The 19315-nt window shown below is 71.6% G+C and carries 14 protein-coding genes; 12 read left to right on the top strand and 2 right to left on the bottom strand.

What is annotated here, in order from left to right; genetic code table 11:
* Positions 1-19 precede the first annotated feature (19 nt).
* The 5 genes from bldG to ACLF6P_RS04645 all read left to right on the top strand — a co-directional run bounded on the left by bldG (position 20) and on the right by ACLF6P_RS04645 (position 6008).
* Positions 20-361, top strand: coding sequence for an anti-sigma factor antagonist BldG (gene bldG / locus ACLF6P_RS04665; protein ID WP_003975386.1), 342 nt, complete (start codon positions 20-22; stop codon positions 359-361).
* 106 nt (positions 362-467) lie between these two features.
* Positions 468-899, top strand: coding sequence for an ATP-binding protein (locus ACLF6P_RS04660; RefSeq protein ID WP_415948290.1), 432 nt, complete (start codon positions 468-470; stop codon positions 897-899).
* Positions 900-1170: 271 nt separating this feature from the next.
* Positions 1171-3573 (top strand): sodium-translocating pyrophosphatase, encoded by a 2403-nt coding sequence (locus ACLF6P_RS04655; protein ID WP_415948289.1) that lies wholly within the window; start codon positions 1171-1173, stop codon positions 3571-3573.
* 257 nt (positions 3574-3830) lie between these two features.
* The gene (locus ACLF6P_RS04650) at positions 3831-4406 is read left to right on the top strand and encodes a small secreted protein (protein WP_415948288.1); all 576 of its coding nucleotides are present in this window, start codon (positions 3831-3833) and stop codon (positions 4404-4406) included.
* A 90-nt stretch (positions 4407-4496) separates the two neighbouring features.
* Positions 4497-6008 (top strand): DUF7059 domain-containing protein, encoded by a 1512-nt coding sequence (locus ACLF6P_RS04645; protein WP_415948287.1) that lies wholly within the window; start codon positions 4497-4499, stop codon positions 6006-6008.
* Between the two features lie 70 nt (positions 6009-6078).
* Here the strand turns inward: ACLF6P_RS04645 and ACLF6P_RS04640 are convergent, their stop codons facing one another.
* On the bottom strand, positions 6079-6729 hold the full coding sequence (locus ACLF6P_RS04640; RefSeq protein ID WP_415948286.1) for an HAD family hydrolase: 651 nt from the start codon (positions 6727-6729) through the stop codon (positions 6079-6081).
* A 245-nt stretch (positions 6730-6974) separates the two neighbouring features.
* On the opposite strand from ACLF6P_RS04640, the gene ACLF6P_RS04635 reads away from it, so the two are divergent.
* The 7 genes from ACLF6P_RS04635 (at position 6975) to ACLF6P_RS04605 (ending at position 18670) form a co-directional block, all read left to right on the top strand.
* Positions 6975-7172: a hypothetical protein gene (locus tag ACLF6P_RS04635; protein ID WP_415948285.1), complete on the top strand. Its 198-nt coding sequence runs from the start codon at positions 6975-6977 to the stop codon at positions 7170-7172.
* A 394-nt stretch (positions 7173-7566) separates the two neighbouring features.
* On the top strand, positions 7567-10494 hold the full coding sequence (gene topA, locus ACLF6P_RS04630; RefSeq protein WP_415948284.1) for a type I DNA topoisomerase: 2928 nt from the start codon (positions 7567-7569) through the stop codon (positions 10492-10494).
* 107 nt (positions 10495-10601) lie between these two features.
* Complete coding sequence (gene tmk, locus ACLF6P_RS04625) at positions 10602-13649, top strand: dTMP kinase (protein WP_415948283.1); 3048 nt, start codon at positions 10602-10604, stop codon at positions 13647-13649.
* Between the two features lie 206 nt (positions 13650-13855).
* Positions 13856-15061, top strand: a complete 1206-nt coding sequence (locus ACLF6P_RS04620; RefSeq protein ID WP_415948282.1) for a DNA polymerase III subunit delta' — start codon at positions 13856-13858, stop codon at positions 15059-15061.
* A 131-nt stretch (positions 15062-15192) separates the two neighbouring features.
* Positions 15193-16749, top strand: coding sequence for an alpha/beta hydrolase (locus tag ACLF6P_RS04615; protein ID WP_415948280.1), 1557 nt, complete (start codon positions 15193-15195; stop codon positions 16747-16749).
* Positions 16750-16957: 208 nt separating this feature from the next.
* Positions 16958-17698: a LysE family transporter gene (locus ACLF6P_RS04610; protein ID WP_415948278.1), complete on the top strand. Its 741-nt coding sequence runs from the start codon at positions 16958-16960 to the stop codon at positions 17696-17698.
* Positions 17699-17800: 102 nt separating this feature from the next.
* Positions 17801-18670 carry an AraC family transcriptional regulator gene (locus ACLF6P_RS04605; protein WP_415948277.1) on the top strand — a complete coding sequence of 290 codons (870 nt, stop codon included), beginning with the start codon at positions 17801-17803 and terminating at the stop codon, positions 18668-18670.
* A 62-nt stretch (positions 18671-18732) separates the two neighbouring features.
* On the opposite strand, the gene ACLF6P_RS04600 is transcribed toward ACLF6P_RS04605, so the two are convergent.
* Entirely contained in the window at positions 18733-19176 is a 444-nt protein-coding gene (locus ACLF6P_RS04600; RefSeq protein ID WP_415948275.1) for a VOC family protein, read from the bottom strand.
* Positions 19177-19315 lie beyond the last annotated feature (139 nt).

The following is a 19315-nucleotide window of genomic DNA, read 5'->3' as shown; positions in this document are numbered from 1 at the left end:
GCAAGGTGCTGGAGGATCCGTGGACCTGTCCCTGTCGACCCGTACCGTCGGCGATCGTACGGTTGTCGAGGTCGGTGGCGAAATCGATGTGTATACCGCGCCCAAGCTGCGCGAGCAGTTGGTCGAGCTGGTGAACGACGGCAGTTTCCACCTTGTCGTCGACATGGAGGGCGTCGACTTCCTCGACTCCACCGGGCTCGGCGTGCTGGTGGGTGGTCTGAAGCGAGTGCGGGCCCATGAGGGTTCGCTGCGCCTGGTGTGCAACCAGGAGCGCATCCTGAAGATCTTCCGTATCACCGGTCTGACCAAGGTGTTCCCGATTCACACCTCGGTCGAGGAGGCGGTTGCGGCCACCGACTGATGCCCCCGTCCGGGCCCGTCCGGGCCCGGTGCGCAGGGAGACGGGGGCACCGGGCCCGCCCCGGCCCGGCCCCCGACAGCACGTAGAGAAGTACGGAGGGGGATTGATGGCCACCGTTGAACTCCGTTTCAGTGCGCTGCCCGAGCATGTCCGGACCGCCCGTCTGGTGGCGGCCGCGGTCGCGCGCAGGGCCGGGGTGGACGAGGCCGTGCTCGACGAGGTGCGGCTCGCGGTCGGCGAGGCCTGCACCCGTGCCGTGGGCCTGCATCAGAGCCACGAGATCGTGGCACCGGTGCGGGTGGCGCTCATCGAGGAGGAGAAGAAGTTCTCCATCGAGGTGGGCGACGAGGCGCCGCATGCGTCCGCCGGCACGCCCGAGTCCGGGGCCCCCGGTTCCGATCCGGATCCTGAGGGCGAGGACGAGATGGGGCTCGCCGTGATCAGCGGCCTCGTCGATGAGGTCGAGGTGACCACCGGGGATCTTGGTGGTCGGATCAGGATGAGCTGGCCGGTCAGCACCGCGCCGGTGCTCGGCTGAACCTCCCGTAGTGCGCGAAGGGCCCTGCTGAGCAGGGCCCTTCGGTATTTCCGCGCGAACCGGCGCGATCATCATTGATCGCATTTCCGGCCCGATGATCAAGAGTCAATGCTTTTGAGGCATTACCTCTTTCGAGCCCAATCCTGTGACGCGATCATTTGTTGAGAAGCAAGTGAAGGCCAATTCCGTTTGCCGCCCACTGTTTTGATCAGGGCCCGCTCCCTACAATCCGTCCACATCTTGAGCTCAGCACAGGCGTCAAGGAGGACGAATGGCGGGGCTTTCTACCCCTCATCAGTTTGACCACCCCACAACCCTCGCGGCCGCGGTACTGACCGACGGCAACCGGATGATCGTCATGGTCATCGGGCTCGTCGCACTGGCCGCCCTGGTCGTGGCAGGCGTACTCGTACGCCAGGTCCTCGCCGCCGGCGAGGGCACCGACAGCATGAAGAAGATCGCGGCCGCGGTACAGGAAGGCGCCAACGCCTATCTGGCACGGCAGCTGCGGACGCTCGGCATTTTCGCCGTGATCGTTTTCTTTCTGCTCATGCTGCTGCCCGCGGACGACTGGAACCAGCGCGCCGGACGGTCCGTATTCTTCCTGATCGGAGCGCTCTTCTCCGCCGCCACCGGCTATATCGGCATGTGGCTCGCGGTACGCAGCAATGTGCGGGTGGCCGCGGCCGCCCGCGAGGCGACCCCCGCCGAAGGAGAGCCGGAGAAGGATCTGACGGCTGTCGCGCACAAGGCCATGAAGATCGCTTTTCGTACGGGCGGCGTCGTCGGCATGTTCACGGTGGGACTCGGTCTCCTCGGCGCGGCATGTGTGGTCCTCGTCTACGCGGCCGACGCACCGAAGGTGCTCGAAGGCTTCGGTCTGGGCGCCGCGCTGATCGCGATGTTCATGCGGGTCGGCGGCGGCATCTTCACCAAGGCCGCCGACGTCGGCGCCGACCTGGTCGGCAAGGTCGAACAGGGCATCCCCGAGGACGACCCGCGCAACGCCGCGACCATCGCGGACAACGTGGGCGACAACGTCGGCGACTGCGCCGGCATGGCCGCCGACCTCTTCGAGTCGTACGCGGTGACGCTGGTGGCCGCGCTGATCCTCGGCATGGCGGCCTTCGGCGACTCGGGCCTCGCCTTCCCGCTGATCGTTCCGGCGATCGGTGTCGTGACGGCGATGATCGGCATCTTCGCGGTGGCGCCCCGGCGCTCCGACCGCAGCGGGATGACCGCCATCAACCGCGGCTTCTTCGTCTCCGCGGTGATCTCCCTCGTGCTCGTGGCCGTGGCGGCCTTCAGCTATCTGCCCGCCACGTACGCGGAGCTCGAGGGCGTCACGGACGCGGCGATCGCCGCCAAGAGCGGCGACCCGCGGATCCTCGCGATCGTCGCGGTCGGCATCGGCATCCTGCTGGCCGCCGTGATCCAGCAGCTCACGGGCTACTTCACCGAGACCAACCGGCGTCCCGTCCGGGACATCGGAAAGACCTCGCTGACCGGCCCGGCCACCGTCGTACTCGCTGGCATCTCCCTCGGTCTGGAATCTGCCGTCTACACCGCGCTGCTGATCGGGCTCGGCGTCTACGGGGCGTTCCTGCTCGGCGGCACGTCGATCATGCTCGCGCTGTTCGCGGTGGCGCTGGCCGGTACCGGTCTGCTCACCACGGTCGGCGTGATCGTGGCCATGGACACCTTCGGTCCGGTTTCCGACAACGCGCAGGGCATCGCCGAGATGTCCGGCGATGTCGAGGGCGCGGGCGCCCAGGTCCTCACCGACCTGGACGCGGTGGGCAACACCACCAAGGCCATCACCAAGGGCATCGCCATCGCCACCGCCGTACTCGCGGCGGCCGCGCTCTTCGGCTCGTACCGCGACGCGATCGCGACCGCGGCCGCGGACGTCGGCGAGAAGCTCGGCGACGGCGCCCCGATGAACCTGGTCATGGACATCTCGCAGCCCAACAACCTGGTGGGCCTGGTGCTCGGCGCCGCGGTCGTCTTCCTCTTCTCCGGTCTCGCGATCAACGCGGTCTCGCGCAGCGCGGGCTCGGTGGTCTACGAGGTGCGGCGGCAGTTCCGCGAGCACCCCGGGATCATGGACTACACGGAGAAGCCCGAGTACGGACGCGTCGTCGACATCTGCACCAAGGACGCGCTGCGCGAGCTGAGCACGCCCGGTCTGCTGGCGGTGCTGACCCCGATCGCGGTCGGGTTCACGCTCGGGGTCGGCGCGCTCGGCTCGTTCCTCGCGGGTGCGATCGGCACCGGCACCCTGATGGCGGTCTTCCTCGCCAACTCCGGTGGCGCGTGGGACAACGCCAAGAAGCTCGTCGAGGACGGCCATCACGGCGGCAAGGGCTCCGAGGCCCATGAGGCGACGGTCATCGGCGACACCGTGGGCGACCCGTTCAAGGACACCGCGGGTCCCGCGATCAACCCCCTGCTGAAGGTGATGAACCTCGTGGCGCTCCTGATCGCGCCCGCGGTCGTCCAGTTCAGCTACGGGGACGACGCCAGCGCGGGCCTGCGCGCGGGCATCGCGGTGGCCGCGATCCTGGTGATCGTCGGCGCGGTGTACATCTCCAAGCGCCGCGGAATCACCATGGGCGACGAGGACGACCCCGGGCGGGTGGCGAATTCGGCGGATCCGGCGGTGGTGTCCTAGGGCATTGCGCGGCCGGCGGGTCCGTTCCGATCGAGCCGGGCCCCGCCCGGCGTGATCGAGCCGGCGGATCCGGACTGTTCAACAGGCGGGCGGGCAGCGCATTCTGATGCGCCGTCCGCCCGCCCGTTTGGTTCCGTGACGCTCATCTCCCTTGGTGCAAATGGCTGCAATAGGGATATACGGGACCTCGGGCGCGGCTATGCCACCCGGATGGCGTGTAAGTTCCGGGGCCGAGAGCCATGGAAGGGACCAATCCGGTGAACAAGAAGCTCGCAGCCGCGCTGTCCGGCGGTGCGGTACTGGTAATGGCGCTGTCGGCCTGCAGCAGTGACGACGGCAACAAGGAGCTCGACGACTGGGCCAAGTCGCTCTGCGGCCAGATCAAGCCCGAGCTCGAGAAGAGCGCCAAGGCGCAGCAGGCCATCATCTCCACGGCCGCGGACGGCAAGCGGGAAGAGATCAAGAAGGTCGACTCGGCCTCCTTCCAGGCCAGCGCGGATGCGTACACCGCGATCGCCAAGGCTCTCGAGAAGGCGGGCCCGCCGCCGGTCGACGACGGCGAGAAGATCCAGACGGACACCGTCAAGGACCTGCAGAAGGCCTCGAAGTCCTACCAGGACCTGAAGAAGCAGAGCGATGCGATGGACGCCGAGGACGATTCGCCCGACGGCGTGAAGAAGTTCTCCGAGGACCTCAAGAAGATCGCCGACGAGCTCGGCAAGATCCAGACCGAGGGCGCGGACGCCCTCGAATCCCTCACGGAGGGCGAGGTCGGCGAGGCCGTCGCCAAGCAGCCCGACTGCAAGGTGGACACGCCCTCCCCGTCCAACTGACGCCCCCGGCACCGAACGGCCCGTCGCGCACCACGTGTACCGGGCCGTTTCGCGTGCGCCCCCACGGCGTACTGCGGTGACAATGGACGGGTGAGTACGACGAAGCCCCTGCCCTCGACCGACCGCGCGGGCGCAGCCCAGCTGCGCGCAGCGCTCCTCGCCGCCGACTTCACGGCCGATGGACTGCTCGATCTGCTCGGCGCCCCCGCGTACGCGGCGCTCGCCCGCAGCGAGACGGTGCCCGCGGTGCGCGCGACCCGCGGGGACGGCGCGCTGGAGACGCTCGTACGCCTCTTCCTCCTCCAGGACGCCCTGCCGCACGCCCGGGTGGCGCAGGCGCTGCCGCTCGAAGGGGCCGTGGCGCAGGGCTGGTTGACCGAAGACGGCGGCCGGGTGCGTGCCACGGTCGACGTACGGCCGTACGGCGGCCCCGACGGCGAGGACTGGTTCATCGTTTCCGACCTGGGATGCGCGGTCGGCGGCGCGAGCGGCATCGGGAGCAAGGACGAAGGCGTGGTGCTCGGCGTCGGCGGCGCCTCCACGACGCTCGCCGGGATCACCGTGCGCAGGCCTGTGGCGAGCGCCCTCGACCTCGGCACGGGCTCCGGCGTCCAGGCGCTGCACCTCGCCCAGCACGCCACCCGCGTGACCGCCACCGACCTCAACCCCCGGGCGCTGCGCATCGCCGCGCTCACCCTCGCCCTCTCGGACGCCCCCGAGGCCGAGCTGCGCGAGGGTTCGCTCTTCGAGCCCGTCAAGGACGAGACGTACGACCTGATCGTCTCGAACCCGCCGTTCGTCATCTCGCCGGGCGCGCGGCTGACCTACCGGGACGGCGGGATGGGCGGGGACGATCTGTGCCGCTCGCTCGTTCAGGAGGCGGGGGAACGACTGAACGAAGGGGGATACGCACAGTTCCTGGCCAACTGGCAGCACGTCGAGGGGGAGGACTGGCAGGAGCGACTGCGCTCATGGGTGCCACGCGGATGTGACGCGTGGATCGTGCAGCGCGAGGTTCAGGACATCACGCAGTACGCGGAGTTGTGGCTGCGCGATGCCGGGGATCACCGCACGGATCCCGGGCAGTACGCGGCGCGCTATGACGCGTGGCTGGACGAGTTCGAGGCGCGGAAGGTCCGGGCCGTCGGCTTCGGGTGGATCACCCTGCGCAAGTCCGAGGCCGCCGTCCAGGGCGATCCGTCGATCACCGTCGAGGAGTGGCCGCACCCCGTCGAGCAGCCGCTCGGCGAGGTGGTCGACGCGCACTTCGCGCGGGTCGACCACCTGCGGGCGCACGATGACGCGGCGCTGCTGGCCGGGCACTTCGTGCTGGCCGAGGGCGTGGTGCAGGAACAGGTCGGCCTGCCGGGCGCCGAGGACCCCGAGCATGTCGTGCTGCGCCAGCACCGCGGGATGCGCCGGGCCACGAAGGTGGACACGATCGGCGCGGGCTTCGCCGGGGTGTGCGACGGCTCCATGAGCGCGGGCCGGATCCTGGACGCCATCGCCCAACTGGTGGGCGAGGACCCGGTGCAGCTGCGCGACCGGACCCCGGCGCAGATTCGGCTCCTGGTGGAACAGGGGTTCCTGGAACCGCGCTGAGACGTCATGCCCGTACGGCGTGAACGTCGGCGGCGGGTGCGCCCGCCGCCGGGTGGGCCTGGACCGGTGGCTACCGCTCGGCGATGAGGGCGGGCAGCTTGCGCATGTCGTGGAAGACGGTGGTGTCGGGGCCTTCGAGAAGTTCGGCCGGGGTGAGTCCGCCGGCGTAGCCGAAGGCCCGCATGCCGGCGGCGCGGGCGGCGCGGACGCCGGGTCCGCTGTCCTCGACGACTACGCAGGCCGCGGGGTCGACGCCCATCTGCCGGGCGGCGTGCAGGAACAGGTCGGGGGCGGGCTTGCCCCGGGGGACTTCGGTGGCGCTGTAGATGCGGCCTGCGAAGCGTTCGTAGAGCCCGGTGCTGCCCAGGGTGTGCCGCATCTTGTCGTGGGAGCCGCTGGAGGCCACGCAGGTCGGCAGGGTGAGCGCGTCGAGCGCTTCCGGCAGGCCGTCCACCGGGGCAAGCCCCTTGTCCACGGCCTCGCGGTGGAGCCGCTCGAACCTCTCCGACCAGAGGGCGGCCGTGTCCGCACCGAGCCGAGCGGCGACCTGCTCGTGGATGGCGGCGTGCGAGCGCCCGATGAACCGGCCCACGACCTCGCTCTCGGTCAGCGGCCACCCGAGCTCGGCTCCGAGGGCGACCTGGACGCGTACGGCGATGCGCTCGCTGTCGACCAGCACGCCGTCGCAGTCGAATATGACGAGTTCGATGGGCTTGATCATCCCCGCAGCGTAGGCCTTGCTGGTCAGACGGCCGGTCCATGGGCCCACCGAGCCGGAGGCGGCGGTGTTGCCGCGGGGCGCGGAGCTGGAAGCGGCGGTGTTGCCGCGGGGCGCGGAGCCGGAAGCGGCGCTGTTGCCGCTCAGCCGTGTTCACCCCGGCTTCGCCCAGCCGCCCCTCACTCGTTCCCTCTGCCTGTCAGTCTGCCGTCGAGGCCGATGTGGCGGCACGGGGAGGAAGCGCGGGCATGGAGAGCGGACCGGCGGTTTTCGCAGGCACGGTGTTCGCCCTGTTCGGGGCCGCCCTGCTGACCTGGACCGCGGTCCGTGTCGCCCACCGCAGGCCCGTCGTCCAGGGCGCGAGCCCGGTGACTTCGGCCACGCTCACCACGCTCGTCTCGGCCGCCGCCCTTCTGCTCGGCGCCTGGTGCTTCCTGCGCGGCTGAGCTGCCGCTTCCCGTAGCGCCACGCCCTCCTCGTACGCCAGGTAACCGGCCGATCCGGGAGAGATCCCTCCGCTTCCTGTGAGGCCCCGGCTCGGCAGTCCGGGCGGCAGGAAGGGCGGGAGTCGGGTTACCGTTCGAGTGGCCGCTGCGGCCTTTTCCCGTTTGACACGGGGGCGGGCTGTACCGTCACACTCCGCAGCGTCACCGTATGAACGCATAGGGCGGCGCTGTGGAAAAGTGCGCGGGACCGCCGTATGAAGGCATACGGAACGCATAGGGAACGCGTACGGACCGCCGTATGAACGCAAGGCACGGGAGCGAACGCCGTGTGCCGGGCATACGGACCGCAGAGCACAGCCAGCGAGAGCAGCCCCGACCGGAGAGAAGAGCGAAGTTGTCCCCGACCAGCGAGACCGCACAGGGCGGCCGCCGACTCGTCATCGTCGAGTCCCCTGCCAAGGCGAAGACGATCAAGGGCTACCTCGGCCCCGGATATGTCGTCGAGGCGAGCGTCGGGCACATCCGCGACCTGCCGAACGGCGCCGCCGAGGTGCCGGAGAAGTACACCGGCGAGGTGCGCCGGCTCGGCGTGGACGTGAACAACGACTTCCAGCCGATCTACGTCGTCAACGCCGACAAGAAGTCCCAGGTCAAGAAGCTCAAGGACCTCCTCAAGGAGTCCGACGAACTCCTCCTCGCCACTGATGAGGACCGCGAGGGCGAAGCCATCGCATGGCACCTCCTCGAGGTCCTGAAGCCCAAGGTCCCGGTCAAGCGCATGGTGTTCCACGAGATCACCAAGGCCGCGATCCAGGAGGCCGTCGCCAGCCCGCGCGATCTCAACAAGCGGATGGTCGACGCGCAGGAGACCCGCCGTATCCTCGACCGCCTCTACGGCTACGAGGTCTCGCCGGTCCTGTGGAAGAAGGTCATGCCGAAGCTGTCGGCGGGCCGTGTGCAGTCGGTCGCCACCCGGCTGATCGTGGAGCGCGAGCGGGACCGTATGGCCTTCCGCTCCGCCGAGTACTGGGATCTGACCGGCACCTTCGGCACCGGCCGCGGCGGAATGCAGGGGAGCGAAGCGACTTCGTTTGAGGGTGGTGGCGGGCGACGGGCGGGCGCCTCCGATCCCGCGCAGCTGACCGCCCGGCTGACCACGGTCGACGGCAAGCGCGTCGCGCAGGGCCGTGACTTCGACTCCGTCGGTCAGCTCAAGAGCGCGAACACGCTCCACTTGGACGAGGCGAACGCCCGCGCGCTCGCCGCCGCGCTGGAGGACACGCGGTTCGCGGTCCGCTCGGTCGAGTCCAAGCCGTACCGCCGCTCGCCTTACGCCCCGTTCCGTACGACAACCCTGCAGCAGGAGGCCTCGCGCAAGCTGGGCTTCGGTGCGAAGGCCACGATGCAGGTGGCACAGAAGCTGTACGAGAACGGCTTCATCACCTACATGCGTACGGACTCCACGACGCTGTCCGACACCGCCGTGGCGGCCGCCCGCGCCCAGGTCACCCAGCTGTACGGCGCCGACTACCTGCCGGACAAGCCCCGCACGTACGCCGGGAAGGTCAAGAACGCGCAGGAGGCGCACGAGGCGATCCGCCCCTCCGGCGACCGCTTCCGCACGCCAGCCGAGACGGGTCTGACCGGCGAGCAGTTCCGGCTCTACGAGCTGATCTGGAAGCGCACCGTTGCCTCCCAGATGAAGGACGCGACCGGCAACTCGGTCACGGTCAAGATCGGCGGCACCGCCGCCGACGGCCGCGACGCCGAATTCAGCGCCTCCGGCAAGACGATCACCTTCCACGGCTTCCTGAAGGCGTACGTGGAGGGCGCGGACGATCCGAACGCCGAGCTGGACGACCGCGAGCGCCGCCTCCCGCAGGTCGCCGAGGGCGACCCGCTGACCGGCGACGCGATGTCCGTCGACGGCCACGCCACCAAGCCGCCCGCCCGCTACACCGAGGCCTCCCTGGTCAAGGAGCTGGAAGAGCGCGAGATCGGCCGCCCGTCCACGTATGCCTCGATCATCGGCACGATCCTCGACCGCGGCTATGTCTTCAAGAAGGGCACGGCCCTCGTGCCGTCTTTCCTGAGCTTCGCCGTGGTCAACCTCCTGGAGAAGCACTTCGGGCGGCTCGTCGACTACGACTTCACCGCCAGGATGGAGGACGACCTCGACCGGATCGCCCGCGGCGAGGCGCAGGCCGTGCCGTGGCTGCGGCGCTTCTACTTCGGCGAGGGCGATGCCACCGGCGCCGCCTCGGACGCCGGCAACGGCGACGGCGACCACCTCGGCGGCCTCAAGGAACTGGTGACCGATCTGGGCGCGATCGACGCCCGGGAGATCTCCTCGTTCCCCGTCGGCAACGACATCATGCTGCGCGTCGGCCGCTACGGCCCGTACATCGAGCGGGGCGAGAAGGGCGCCGAGGGCCACCAGCGCGCGGACGTCCCCGAGGATCTCGCGCCCGACGAGCTGACCGTCGAGTTCGCCGAGGAGCTGCTCGCCAAGCCGAGCGGTGACTTCGCGCTCGGCACCGACCCGGCGACCGGCCGCGAGATCGTCGCCAAGGACGGTCGCTACGGGCCGTATGTGACCGAGATCCTGCCGGAAGGCACGCCGAAGACCGGCAAGAACGCGGTGAAGCCGCGGACCGCCTCGCTCTTCAAGACGATGTCCCTGGATACGGTGACGCTCGACGACGCGCTCGCGCTGATGTCGCTGCCGCGGGTGGTCGGCACGGATGCCGAAGGCGTCGAGATCACCGCGCAGAACGGGCGCTACGGTCCGTATCTGAAGAAGGGCACCGACTCGCGCTCGCTGGAGGCCGAGGAGCAGATCTTCTCGATCACCCTCGACGAGGCGCTCGAGATCTACTCCAAGCCGAAGGTACGCGGCCGGGCCGCCGCGAAGCCGCCGCTCAAGGAGCTGGGCGAGGACCCGGTCTCCGGCAAGCCGGTGGTCGTCAAGGACGGGCGCTTCGGGCCGTACGTGACGGACGGCGAGACGAACGCGACGCTGCGGGCGGCCGACTCCGTGGAGTCGATCACCGCCGAGCGCGGCTACGAGCTGCTCGCCGAGAAGCGGGCCAAGGGGCCGGCGAAGAAGACCGCGAAGAAGGCGGCCAAGAAGGCCCCGGCCAAGAAGACCGCCGCGAAGAAGACCGCCGCGAAGAAGACGGCCGCGAAGAAGACGGCCGCGAAGAAGACGGCCGCCAAGAAGACGACGGCTTCGGCGGCGAAGAAGACCGCTGCCAAGAAGACGACGGCTGCGAAGAAGGCTCCGGCCAAGAAGGCGGCCGGGGCTTCGGCCGAGGAGTGAGCTCGTACACGCGCCTTCGGTCCGCCCCCTCCCGTACGACGGCGAGGGGGCGGACCTTTGTTCGGGAGGGCCCGCGGGGTGTCCGTGGGTCCGGATAGGCTGGGCGGATGACCCGAGACGACTCCGATGCCGCCCTGGTCGCCGACTCCCGTGAGCGCGCGGTGCGTGCGCTGCTTCGCCACCCTCCGCTGAAGCGCCTGTGGAGCGCGCAGCTCGTGGGCGGGATCGGGGATGCGCTCGCGCTGCTCGTTCTCGTGCTGCTCACGGTGCAGGCCGCGGGGGCGGAGCAGGCCTTCGGCGGCGGTTACCGCGGGCTCGCCTTCGCCGTCACCGCCGTCTTCGCGGTACGGATCCTCGCCACGCTGCTGTTCGGCGCGGTCCTGCTCGGCCCGCTGACCGCGCTCACCGCCGCGGGCCCGAAGCCGGCCGCGGACAAGGGCGGCGGCGGGAAGCGGGAGGGCGGACCGCTCGACCGCCGCTGGACCATGGTCGTGGCGGACGCCCTGCGCGCCGCGCTGCTGATCATCGCCCCGCTGTGGATCGACTGGACCCCGGACAACGCACTGGCCGTGCTGCTCGTGACTGCGTTCGTGGTCGGTGTGGCCGAGCGGTTCTGGTCCGTCGCCCGGGAGAGTGCCGCGCCCGCGCTGCTGCCCGCGCCCCCGCTGGAGGGCGCGACGGTGCGCCCGCTGCCGGACCACACCGACGCACTGCGCCGCCTCTCCCTGCGTACGGGCTTCATCGCGCTGCCCGTCGGCGCGCTCGCCCTGATCGCCACCACCCTGGTCGGGAACCTGATCGGCGCCGGTGTGCTGTGGTTCGAGCAGCACCAGGCCGCGCTCGCCTCGTATGTCGCGGCCGGGCTTTTCGCCGCCTCGCTGTCCGTCGTCTACTTCCTGGAGCTCCCGGACACGCGGACCCCGCGCGCCCGTTCCCCGCTCGAAGGGCTGCGGCGGCCGCGCACCGGCTCCGGCGTCGACAAGGGCCGCACCGGCGCGATCCCGCTGCTCGTCTTCGCCTGCGCCTCGGTGGCGGCGGTCATCGCGGCCGCCGTTGCCGTCTCGGTGCTGCACGCCGGGGACCTGGGCGGCGGACCCGTCCTCTTCGGGATCTTCGTGACCGCGCTGACCGCGGGCACCGCCCTCGGTATCCGGATCGCACCCTCCGTGCTGCCCGTCCTCTCGCGCCGCCGGCTGCTCGCCCTGGCCCTCGCGTCGACCGGCATCGCGCTGCTCGCGGCCGGACTCGTACCCGACCAGACCACTGTCCTGCTCCTGCTCGGCCTCGCGGGCACGGCCGCCGGAATCGCCGCGAACACCGGGCACGCCCTGCTCGACCTGGAGGTCGAGGACTACCGCCGCACCCGCACGACCGAGCATCTGCAGGCCGTCGTACGACTCGTGATCGCCCTCTCCGCGATCATCGCGCCGGTGCTGGCCGGTCTGATCGGGGAGCACCGCCTCGAAAGCGGCAAGTTCGTCTTCGCGCACGGCGGCGCCGCCTTCCTGCTGATGCTGGCCGGCGCGCTGCTCCTGCCGGTCGCCGCCCTGGTGCTCGCCAAGACCGACGACCGCTCCGGCGTCCCGCTGCGCCGCGACCTGACCGACGCGCTGCGCGGCGCCGAACCCGCCCAGGCGCCCTCCGCCACGGGCTTCTTCATCGCCCTCGAAGGCGGCGACGGCGCGGGCAAGTCCACCCAGGCCGAGGCGCTCGCCGAATGGATCCGCGCTAAGGGCCACGAGGTCGTGCTCACCCGCGAACCCGGTGCGACCCCGGTCGGCAAGCGGCTGCGCTCGATCCTGCTCGACGTATCGAGCGCCGGTCTCTCGCACCGCGCGGAAGCACTCCTGTACGCGGCCGACCGCGCCGAACACGTCGACACGGTGGTCCGCCCCGCCCTCGAACGAGGCGCCGTCGTCATCAGCGACCGCTACATCGACTCCTCCGTCGCCTACCAGGGCGCCGGACGCGACCTCTCGCCGACCGAGATCGCCCGCATCTCGCGCTGGGCGACCGACGGGCTCGTACCGCAGCTGACCGTGCTGCTCGACGTCTCGCCCGAAGCCGCACGCGAGCGCTTCACCGAGGCGCCGGACCGCCTCGAATCCGAGCCCGCCGAATTCCACGCCCGCGTACGGGCCGGATTCCTCACCCTCGCCTCCGCCGACCCCGGGCGCTATCTCGTCGTCGACGCGGCGCAGGAACCCGAGGCCGTCACCACCGTCGTACGCCACCGGCTCGACCAGATGCTGCCGCTGTCCGAAGCCGAGAAGCAGGCCCAGGAAGCAGCCCGCAAGGCGGCCGAGGAGGAGGCGCGCCGACGCGCCGAGGAAGAGGCCGCGCGCAAGGCCGAGGAGGAACGCAAGGAGCGGGAGCGTCAGGAACAGCTCGCCCGGCTGCGCGCCGAGGAGGAGGAGCGCAAGCGCCGCGAACTGGAGGAGGCACGGCGCCAGGAGGAGGAACGCCAGGCGGAGGAGGCGCGCCTGCGCGCCGAGGAAGCCCGCCGCGCCGCCGAGGAGGAGCGCCGCCGGCGCGAGGCCGAGGAACAGCTGCGCGCCGCGGAGGAGGAGCGCCGCCGCAGGGAGGCCGCGGAGGAGGCCCGGCTGCGCGCGGAGGCGGAGGAGCGACGCCTCGACAAGCAGCGGAAGGCGGAGGAGGCGCTGGTCAGGGCGGAGGCGGCCCGGAAGGCGGCGGCTGCCGAGGCGGCGGCCGCGGAGGCGGCCTCGTCGGCCTCGGCTGCGTCGGCCACCCCGGAGTCCGACTCCGAGACAACCGTTCCGACGCCGATCGTGAAGGGCTCGGAGGAGACCACCGTGACGACACCGCTCGTCACGCCCCCGCCGTCGGCCGTGGACGAGACCGCGGTCCTTCCGCCCGTACGGGACGAGCCCGCGCCCGCAGGTGAGGACGCCCCCGCTCCCGCACCGGGCGACAGCCCGGCCGACCGCGTACCGCCGGGCCTGTTCCGCGAGGAGCAGGCGGCGGGTGCCGAGGACCGCACGAGGGAGATCCCCCAGGTCGACGAGTCGGGCAGGCCGCGCAGGCGCCCGCGCTCGGACTGGGCGGAGGAGACCCCGCTCGACGACCTCCCGTCCCTGGCCGACGAACTCCTGGGTGACCGCGAGGAGGACGGTCCGGACGATCGGCGCCGCTGAGCCGCTGAGCCGCGGGGTCGCGGGGTCGCTGAGCCGCGGGGTCGCTGTGTCGCGGGGCTGCGGCTGGGGTTCGAGGCCGGGCCCGGTCCTGCTCCCCGGCCGGCCCGTCCCCGACCAGTTGTCAGTCCCCTCGGACACAATGGACCCGCAGGGCGCAAACCGGTCGGCCTTCCGAGGGGCCGGCCGAAAGAGAAAGGGCGCACCCCATGCCCGTATGGGACGACCTCGTGGGCCAGGAGCGCGTCACCGAGCAGCTCGCCGCCGCCGCACGCGACGCCGACACGTACGTGACCCGCGCAGCCGACGGCACCGAGCTCCCGTCGAGCTCGAAGATGACGCACGCCTGGCTGTTCACCGGCCCCCCGGGATCCGGCCGTTCCACCGCCGCCCGCGCCTTTGCCGCCGCCCTGCAGTGCGTGAGCCCGGACCGGGCCCTGGGCGGCATCCCGGGCTGCGGGTTCTGCGACGGCTGCCACACCGCCCTCGTGGGCACCCACGCCGATGTGGAGGTCATCCGCACCGACCTCCTCAGCATCGGCGTGAAGGAGACCCGCGACCTGGTCCGCCGCGCGCAGATGTCCCCGGCCGGCGGCCGCTGGCAGGTGATCGTCCTGGAGGACGCCGACCGCCTCACCGAGGGCGCGGGCAACGTGTTGCTCAAGGCCGTGGAGGAGCCCGCCCCGCGCACGGTCTGGCTGCTCTGCGCCCCCTCCCAGGAGGACGTGCTGCCCACGATCCGTTCCCGCTGCCGCCACCTCACGCTGCGCACCCCGCCGGTGGCCGCGGTGGCCGATGTCCTCGTACGGCGCGACGGCATCGAACCGTCGGCCGCCGCCGCTGCCGCCCAGGCCACGCAGGGGCACATCGGCCGGGCGCGCAGGCTCGCGACCGACGAGCGGGCGCGGGAGCGGCGGGCCGCCGTGCTCCGGCTGCCGCTGCGGGTCGAGGAGATCGGCGGCGCCCTCAGGGCGGCGCAGGAGCTGATCGACTCCGCGGCGGAGGACGCGAAGCAGCTGGCCGAGGAGGTCGACACCAAGGAGACCGAGGAGCTGCGGGCGGCGCTCGGCGCGGCGCAGGGCGGGCGGATGCCGCGCGGTACGGCGGGCGTGATGAAGGACCTGGAGGACAAGCAGAAGCGCCGCCGTACCCGTACTCAGCGCGACACCCTCGATCTCGCGCTCACCGATCTCACGGCCTTCTACCGGGATGTCCTCGCCCTGCAGCTCGGCTCCCAGGTGGCCCTCGCCAATCTCGACCGGCGCGACAGCCTCGAGCGTCTGGCCCGCGGCTCCTCGCCGGAGTCGACTCTGCGTCGTATCGAGGCGATCGCCGCCTGCCGCGAGGCCCTGGAGAGCAATGTGGCCCCGCTGCTCGCGGTGGAGGCGATGACCATGGCCCTACGGGCGGGCTGAGCGGACCATGGCCTTACGGGCGGTCCGAGCGGCCCCCCGCCCTGCGAACGGGCCGAGCGGGCCCCGCCCTGCGCGCAGGCCGAGCGAGCCGAAGTGACTCCGTAGCGCAATCACCCCGCTACCCTCGGTGGATGCGCACCATCGCCCCCCTCGCCCGTACCGCCGCCACACTGCTCGTGGCGGGGCTGATCGTCTCCGGCTGTTCCGGGGGGAGTTCGCCCGGCCCGGCCCCCCGTCCTTCCCTCGATGCCGAGGCCGAGGAGGCCCTCGAGCCGTACTACGCACAGAAGTTGACGTGGCGCGAGTGCGGCGTCCCCGGTTTCGAGTGCGGCACGCTCCGCGCCCCGCTCGACTACGCGAAGCCGGACGAGGGCGAGATCAAGCTGGCGGTCTCCCGCAAGAAGGCCACGGGCCCCGGCAGGCGCATCGGCTCCCTCCTCGTCAACCCGGGCGGGCCCGGCGGCTCGGCGATCCAGTACCTGCAGGCGTACGCGGGCATCGGCTATCCCGAGCCGGTCCGGGCCCGCTACGACATGGTCGGCCTCGACCCGCGGGGCGTGGCCCGCAGCGAACCCGTCGAATGCCTCGACGGCGAGGAGATGGACGCGTACACGCAGACGGACGTCACCCCGGACGACGCCGCCGAGCAGGAGCAACTGGCCGCCGCCTACGAGAAGTTCGCGCAGGGCTGCGAGGAGCACTCGGCCGAGGTCCTCCCGTATGTCTCCACGGTCGAGGCGGCCCGCGACATGGACCTGCTGCGCGGGGTGCTCGGCGACGAGAAGCTGCACTACGTCGGCGCCTCCTACGGCACTTTCCTCGGCGCCACGTACGCCGAACTCTTCCCCGAGCGCACCGGCCGGCTCGTGCTCGACGGCGCGATGGACCCCTCGCTGACCGCGCGGCAGCTGAACCTCGGCCAGACCGCCGGTTTCGAGACCGCCTTCCGGTCCTTCGCGAAGGACTGCGTCGCCCAGCCGGACTGCCCGCTGGGCACGGCCGACGAGGCGGAGGCGGGGCGCCGGCTCTCGGCGTTCTTCCGGCAGCTGGACGAGAAGCCGATCCCCGCCGCGGAAGGGCTTCCCGCCGGGGAGGGCGGCCGCGAGCTCGGCGAGTCCCTCGCGACGACCGGCGTGATCGCCGCGATGTACGACGAGGGCGCCTGGCCGCAGCTGCGCGACGCGCTCGCCTCGGCGATCGAGGACGGCGACGGCACCGGGCTGCTGATGCTCTCGGACAGCTACTACGAGCGGGAACCGGACGGGACGTACGGCAACATCATGTTCGCCAACGCCGCCGTCAACTGCCTCGACCTGCCCGCAGCGTTCACCACCCCGCAGGAGGTGGAGGAGGCGCTGCCCGACTTCGAGAAGGCCTCGCCGGTATTCGGCGCGGGCCTCGCCTGGGCGGGCCTGACCTGCGGTTCCTGGCCGGAGAAGGCCACGGGCTCGGCCCACCGCATCGCGGCGGAGGGCGCCGCGCCGCTCCTGGTCGTCGGTACGACCCGCGATCCCGCCACCCCGTACAAGTGGGCCGAATCCCTGGCCGACCAGCTCGCCACCGGCACGCTGCTCACGTACGACGGCGACGGGCACACGGCGTACGGACGCGGCAGCACATGCATCGACACGGCGATCAACCGGTACCTCCTGGAGGGGAAGGTCCCGGAGGACGGGAAGCGCTGCTGAGCCCGGCGGGCGGCGGGGAGGGGCCCGGAAGCGCTGCCGAGCCCTTCGGGTGGCGCGGAATCCGCTTGCCCGTCCCGCCGCCCGCCCGGCACGATCCCCGCATGACACCCCTCCGCACCCACGTCGCCGTCCCGCCCCTGCCCGCCACCCTCCCGGTGCGCGCGCAGCAGCAGCCCGGCCGCCCCTGGAGGCTCCGACCGCCGCTCGTATGACGGCGGCCCTGGTCGCGGGGCTGTTCGCCGGGTACGGCATCGCCGTCCCGGTCGGCGCGGTCGCCACGTATCTCGTGGCGCTCACCGCCCGCACCTCCCTGCGCACCGGCGCCGCGGGCGCTCTCGGCGTGGCGAGCGCGGACGGCCTCTACGCCCTGACCGCCGTGGTCGGCGGCACCGCACTCGCCCCGCTGCTCGCCTCGGCGGCAAGCCTGCTGCGCTGGGTCTCGGTGGTCGTCCTGCTGGCTCTGGCGGTACGAGGATCGGTCACCGCGATCCGCCACCACCGCACCACGGCCCCGGCCTGCGGAGCCGCACGCGAGCCCACGTCCCCCACGGCACTCGGACCAGCCACCGACCTCACCGACCTCACCGACCCCACCATTCCCACCAACCCCACCATCCCCACCGCGCCTACCGGCCCCACCGCTCCCACCGACCACACCGCCCTCCGCACCTACGCGACCCTTCTCGGCATAACCCTGCTCAACCCGGTGACGGTCGTCTACTTCACCGCCCTGGTCCTCGGCCCGGGGCCGGGCTCCCCGGCGGGCGCGGTGCAGCGGACCGTCTTCGTCCTCGCCGCCTTCACCGCGTCCGCGAGCTGGCAGCTGCTGCTCGCCGGCGGGGGAGCGCTGCTCGGCCGGGCCCTGACGGGCCGACGGGGGCGGTTGCTGACGGCGCTGGGATCGAGCGCGCTGATGGCGGGACTGGCCGTGGCGACCGTGGCCGCGTGACGCGCACCGGACGCGCCGTCGCAGCGCATGATCGGAGCGGACCGCGAAGATCGGGTGCGGGCGCGGTCGCGCCCGGCAGGGTGGAGAGCGTAAGGAGGCTTCGTGATCTCGGCACTCAACCGGCTGGTCGAGCTCGTCGAACAGCACCTCACGGAGGAACTCGACGTCCCCGGCCTGGCCGGCGAGCTCGGCACGACCGACTACCACCTGCGCCGCATGTTCTCCTCACTGGCCGGCATGCCGCTCTCGGAGTACGTGCGCCGGCGCCGTATGACGGTCGCCGCCGCGGAGGTGGTCCGCGGCGGGAGCGATCTGCTCGGCATCGCGGTCCGGTACGGATACGGATCGGCCGAGGCGTTCGGGCGCGCGTTCCGCGCCGTGCACGGCGCCGGGCCCGGCGAGGTACGCCGCGACGGAGGCCCCCTTCGCAGCCAACCGCAGCTCAGGTTCCACCTGACCGTTCAAGGGAGCGTCCCCATGGACACCCGCCTCACCGACCGCCCCGCATTCCGCCTGACCGGCCACGCGGCCCGCGTCCCGCTGATCCACGAGGGCGTCAACCCACACATCCAGGAGCACATCGCCGCCCTGCCGCCCGAGGAGCACGCCCGCCTGAAGGCGCTCAGCGACACCGAACCAGCGGGCCTGCTGCAGGTCACCGACGAGGTGGAACCCGATGCGGAGGAAGGCACCGAACTCACCTACCTCCACGGTGTCGCGCTCTCCTCGGACAGCGATGTCCCCGCGGGCCTCGACACGATCGAGGTCCCGGCCGGCAGGTGGGCGGTCTTCCGCACGTCGGGCCCTCACCCGCAGGCCTTGCAGACCACCTGGGCGGCCACCGCCACGGAATGGTTCCCGTCCAACCCCTGGCGCCTGCGCCCGGGCCCGTCGATCGTCGCGATCCTCGAACGCGCGGCCGACTTCACCACGGCGACCTGCGAACTGTGGCTCCCGGTCGAACCGGCGTAGCACCCGCTCCCCCGCCCCGCACCTGCGCGCCCGCGCACCGGACCCGGAGGCCTGCCCGACCGCTACGAACCCAGCTCCTGGGCCAATCCGACGATGATCCCCTCCGGCCCCCGGACGTAACAGAGTAGATAACTGTCCTCGAACCGGGCGATCTCACCAAGGAGTTCGGCCCCGTGCGGACGCAGCCGGGCGACCGTGGCCTCCAAGTCGTCGACGGCGAACATCACCCGGTGCATGCCCAGGATGTTGTGCGGCCGGTCCCGCGGCTCATCCCGGCCGGCCGCGGGGCTGCGGTACTTCGCCAGTTCGAGCCGGCTGTTCGCGTCCGGGGTCCGGAGCATCGCGATCTCACAGCGCACCCCGTCCAGCCCGGTGCACTTGTCGGCGACCTCCCCCGAGACCTCCGCCCTTCCCTCCAGCTCCAGCCCGAGTTCGAGGAAGTACGCGACGGCGGCATCCATGTCCTCGACGACGATGCCGACATTGTCCATCCGCTGCACTGCCATGCTGCTTTCTCCTTCATCTCCCTGGGGCTGAGTCCGGGCCAGGAATACCACCGCCCACTGACATCCGCCGCCGACACAGGAACCCCGACACAGGAACCCCGACACAGGAACCCCGACACAGGAACCCCGACACAGGAAC

This window comes from Streptomyces lothianensis, from assembly GCF_047779955.1.
Taxonomy (GTDB): Bacteria; Actinomycetota; Actinomycetes; order Streptomycetales; family Streptomycetaceae; genus Streptomyces.
Note: the sequence above shows the minus strand (reverse complement) of the source record. Positions and strands in the feature narration are given on the sequence as shown.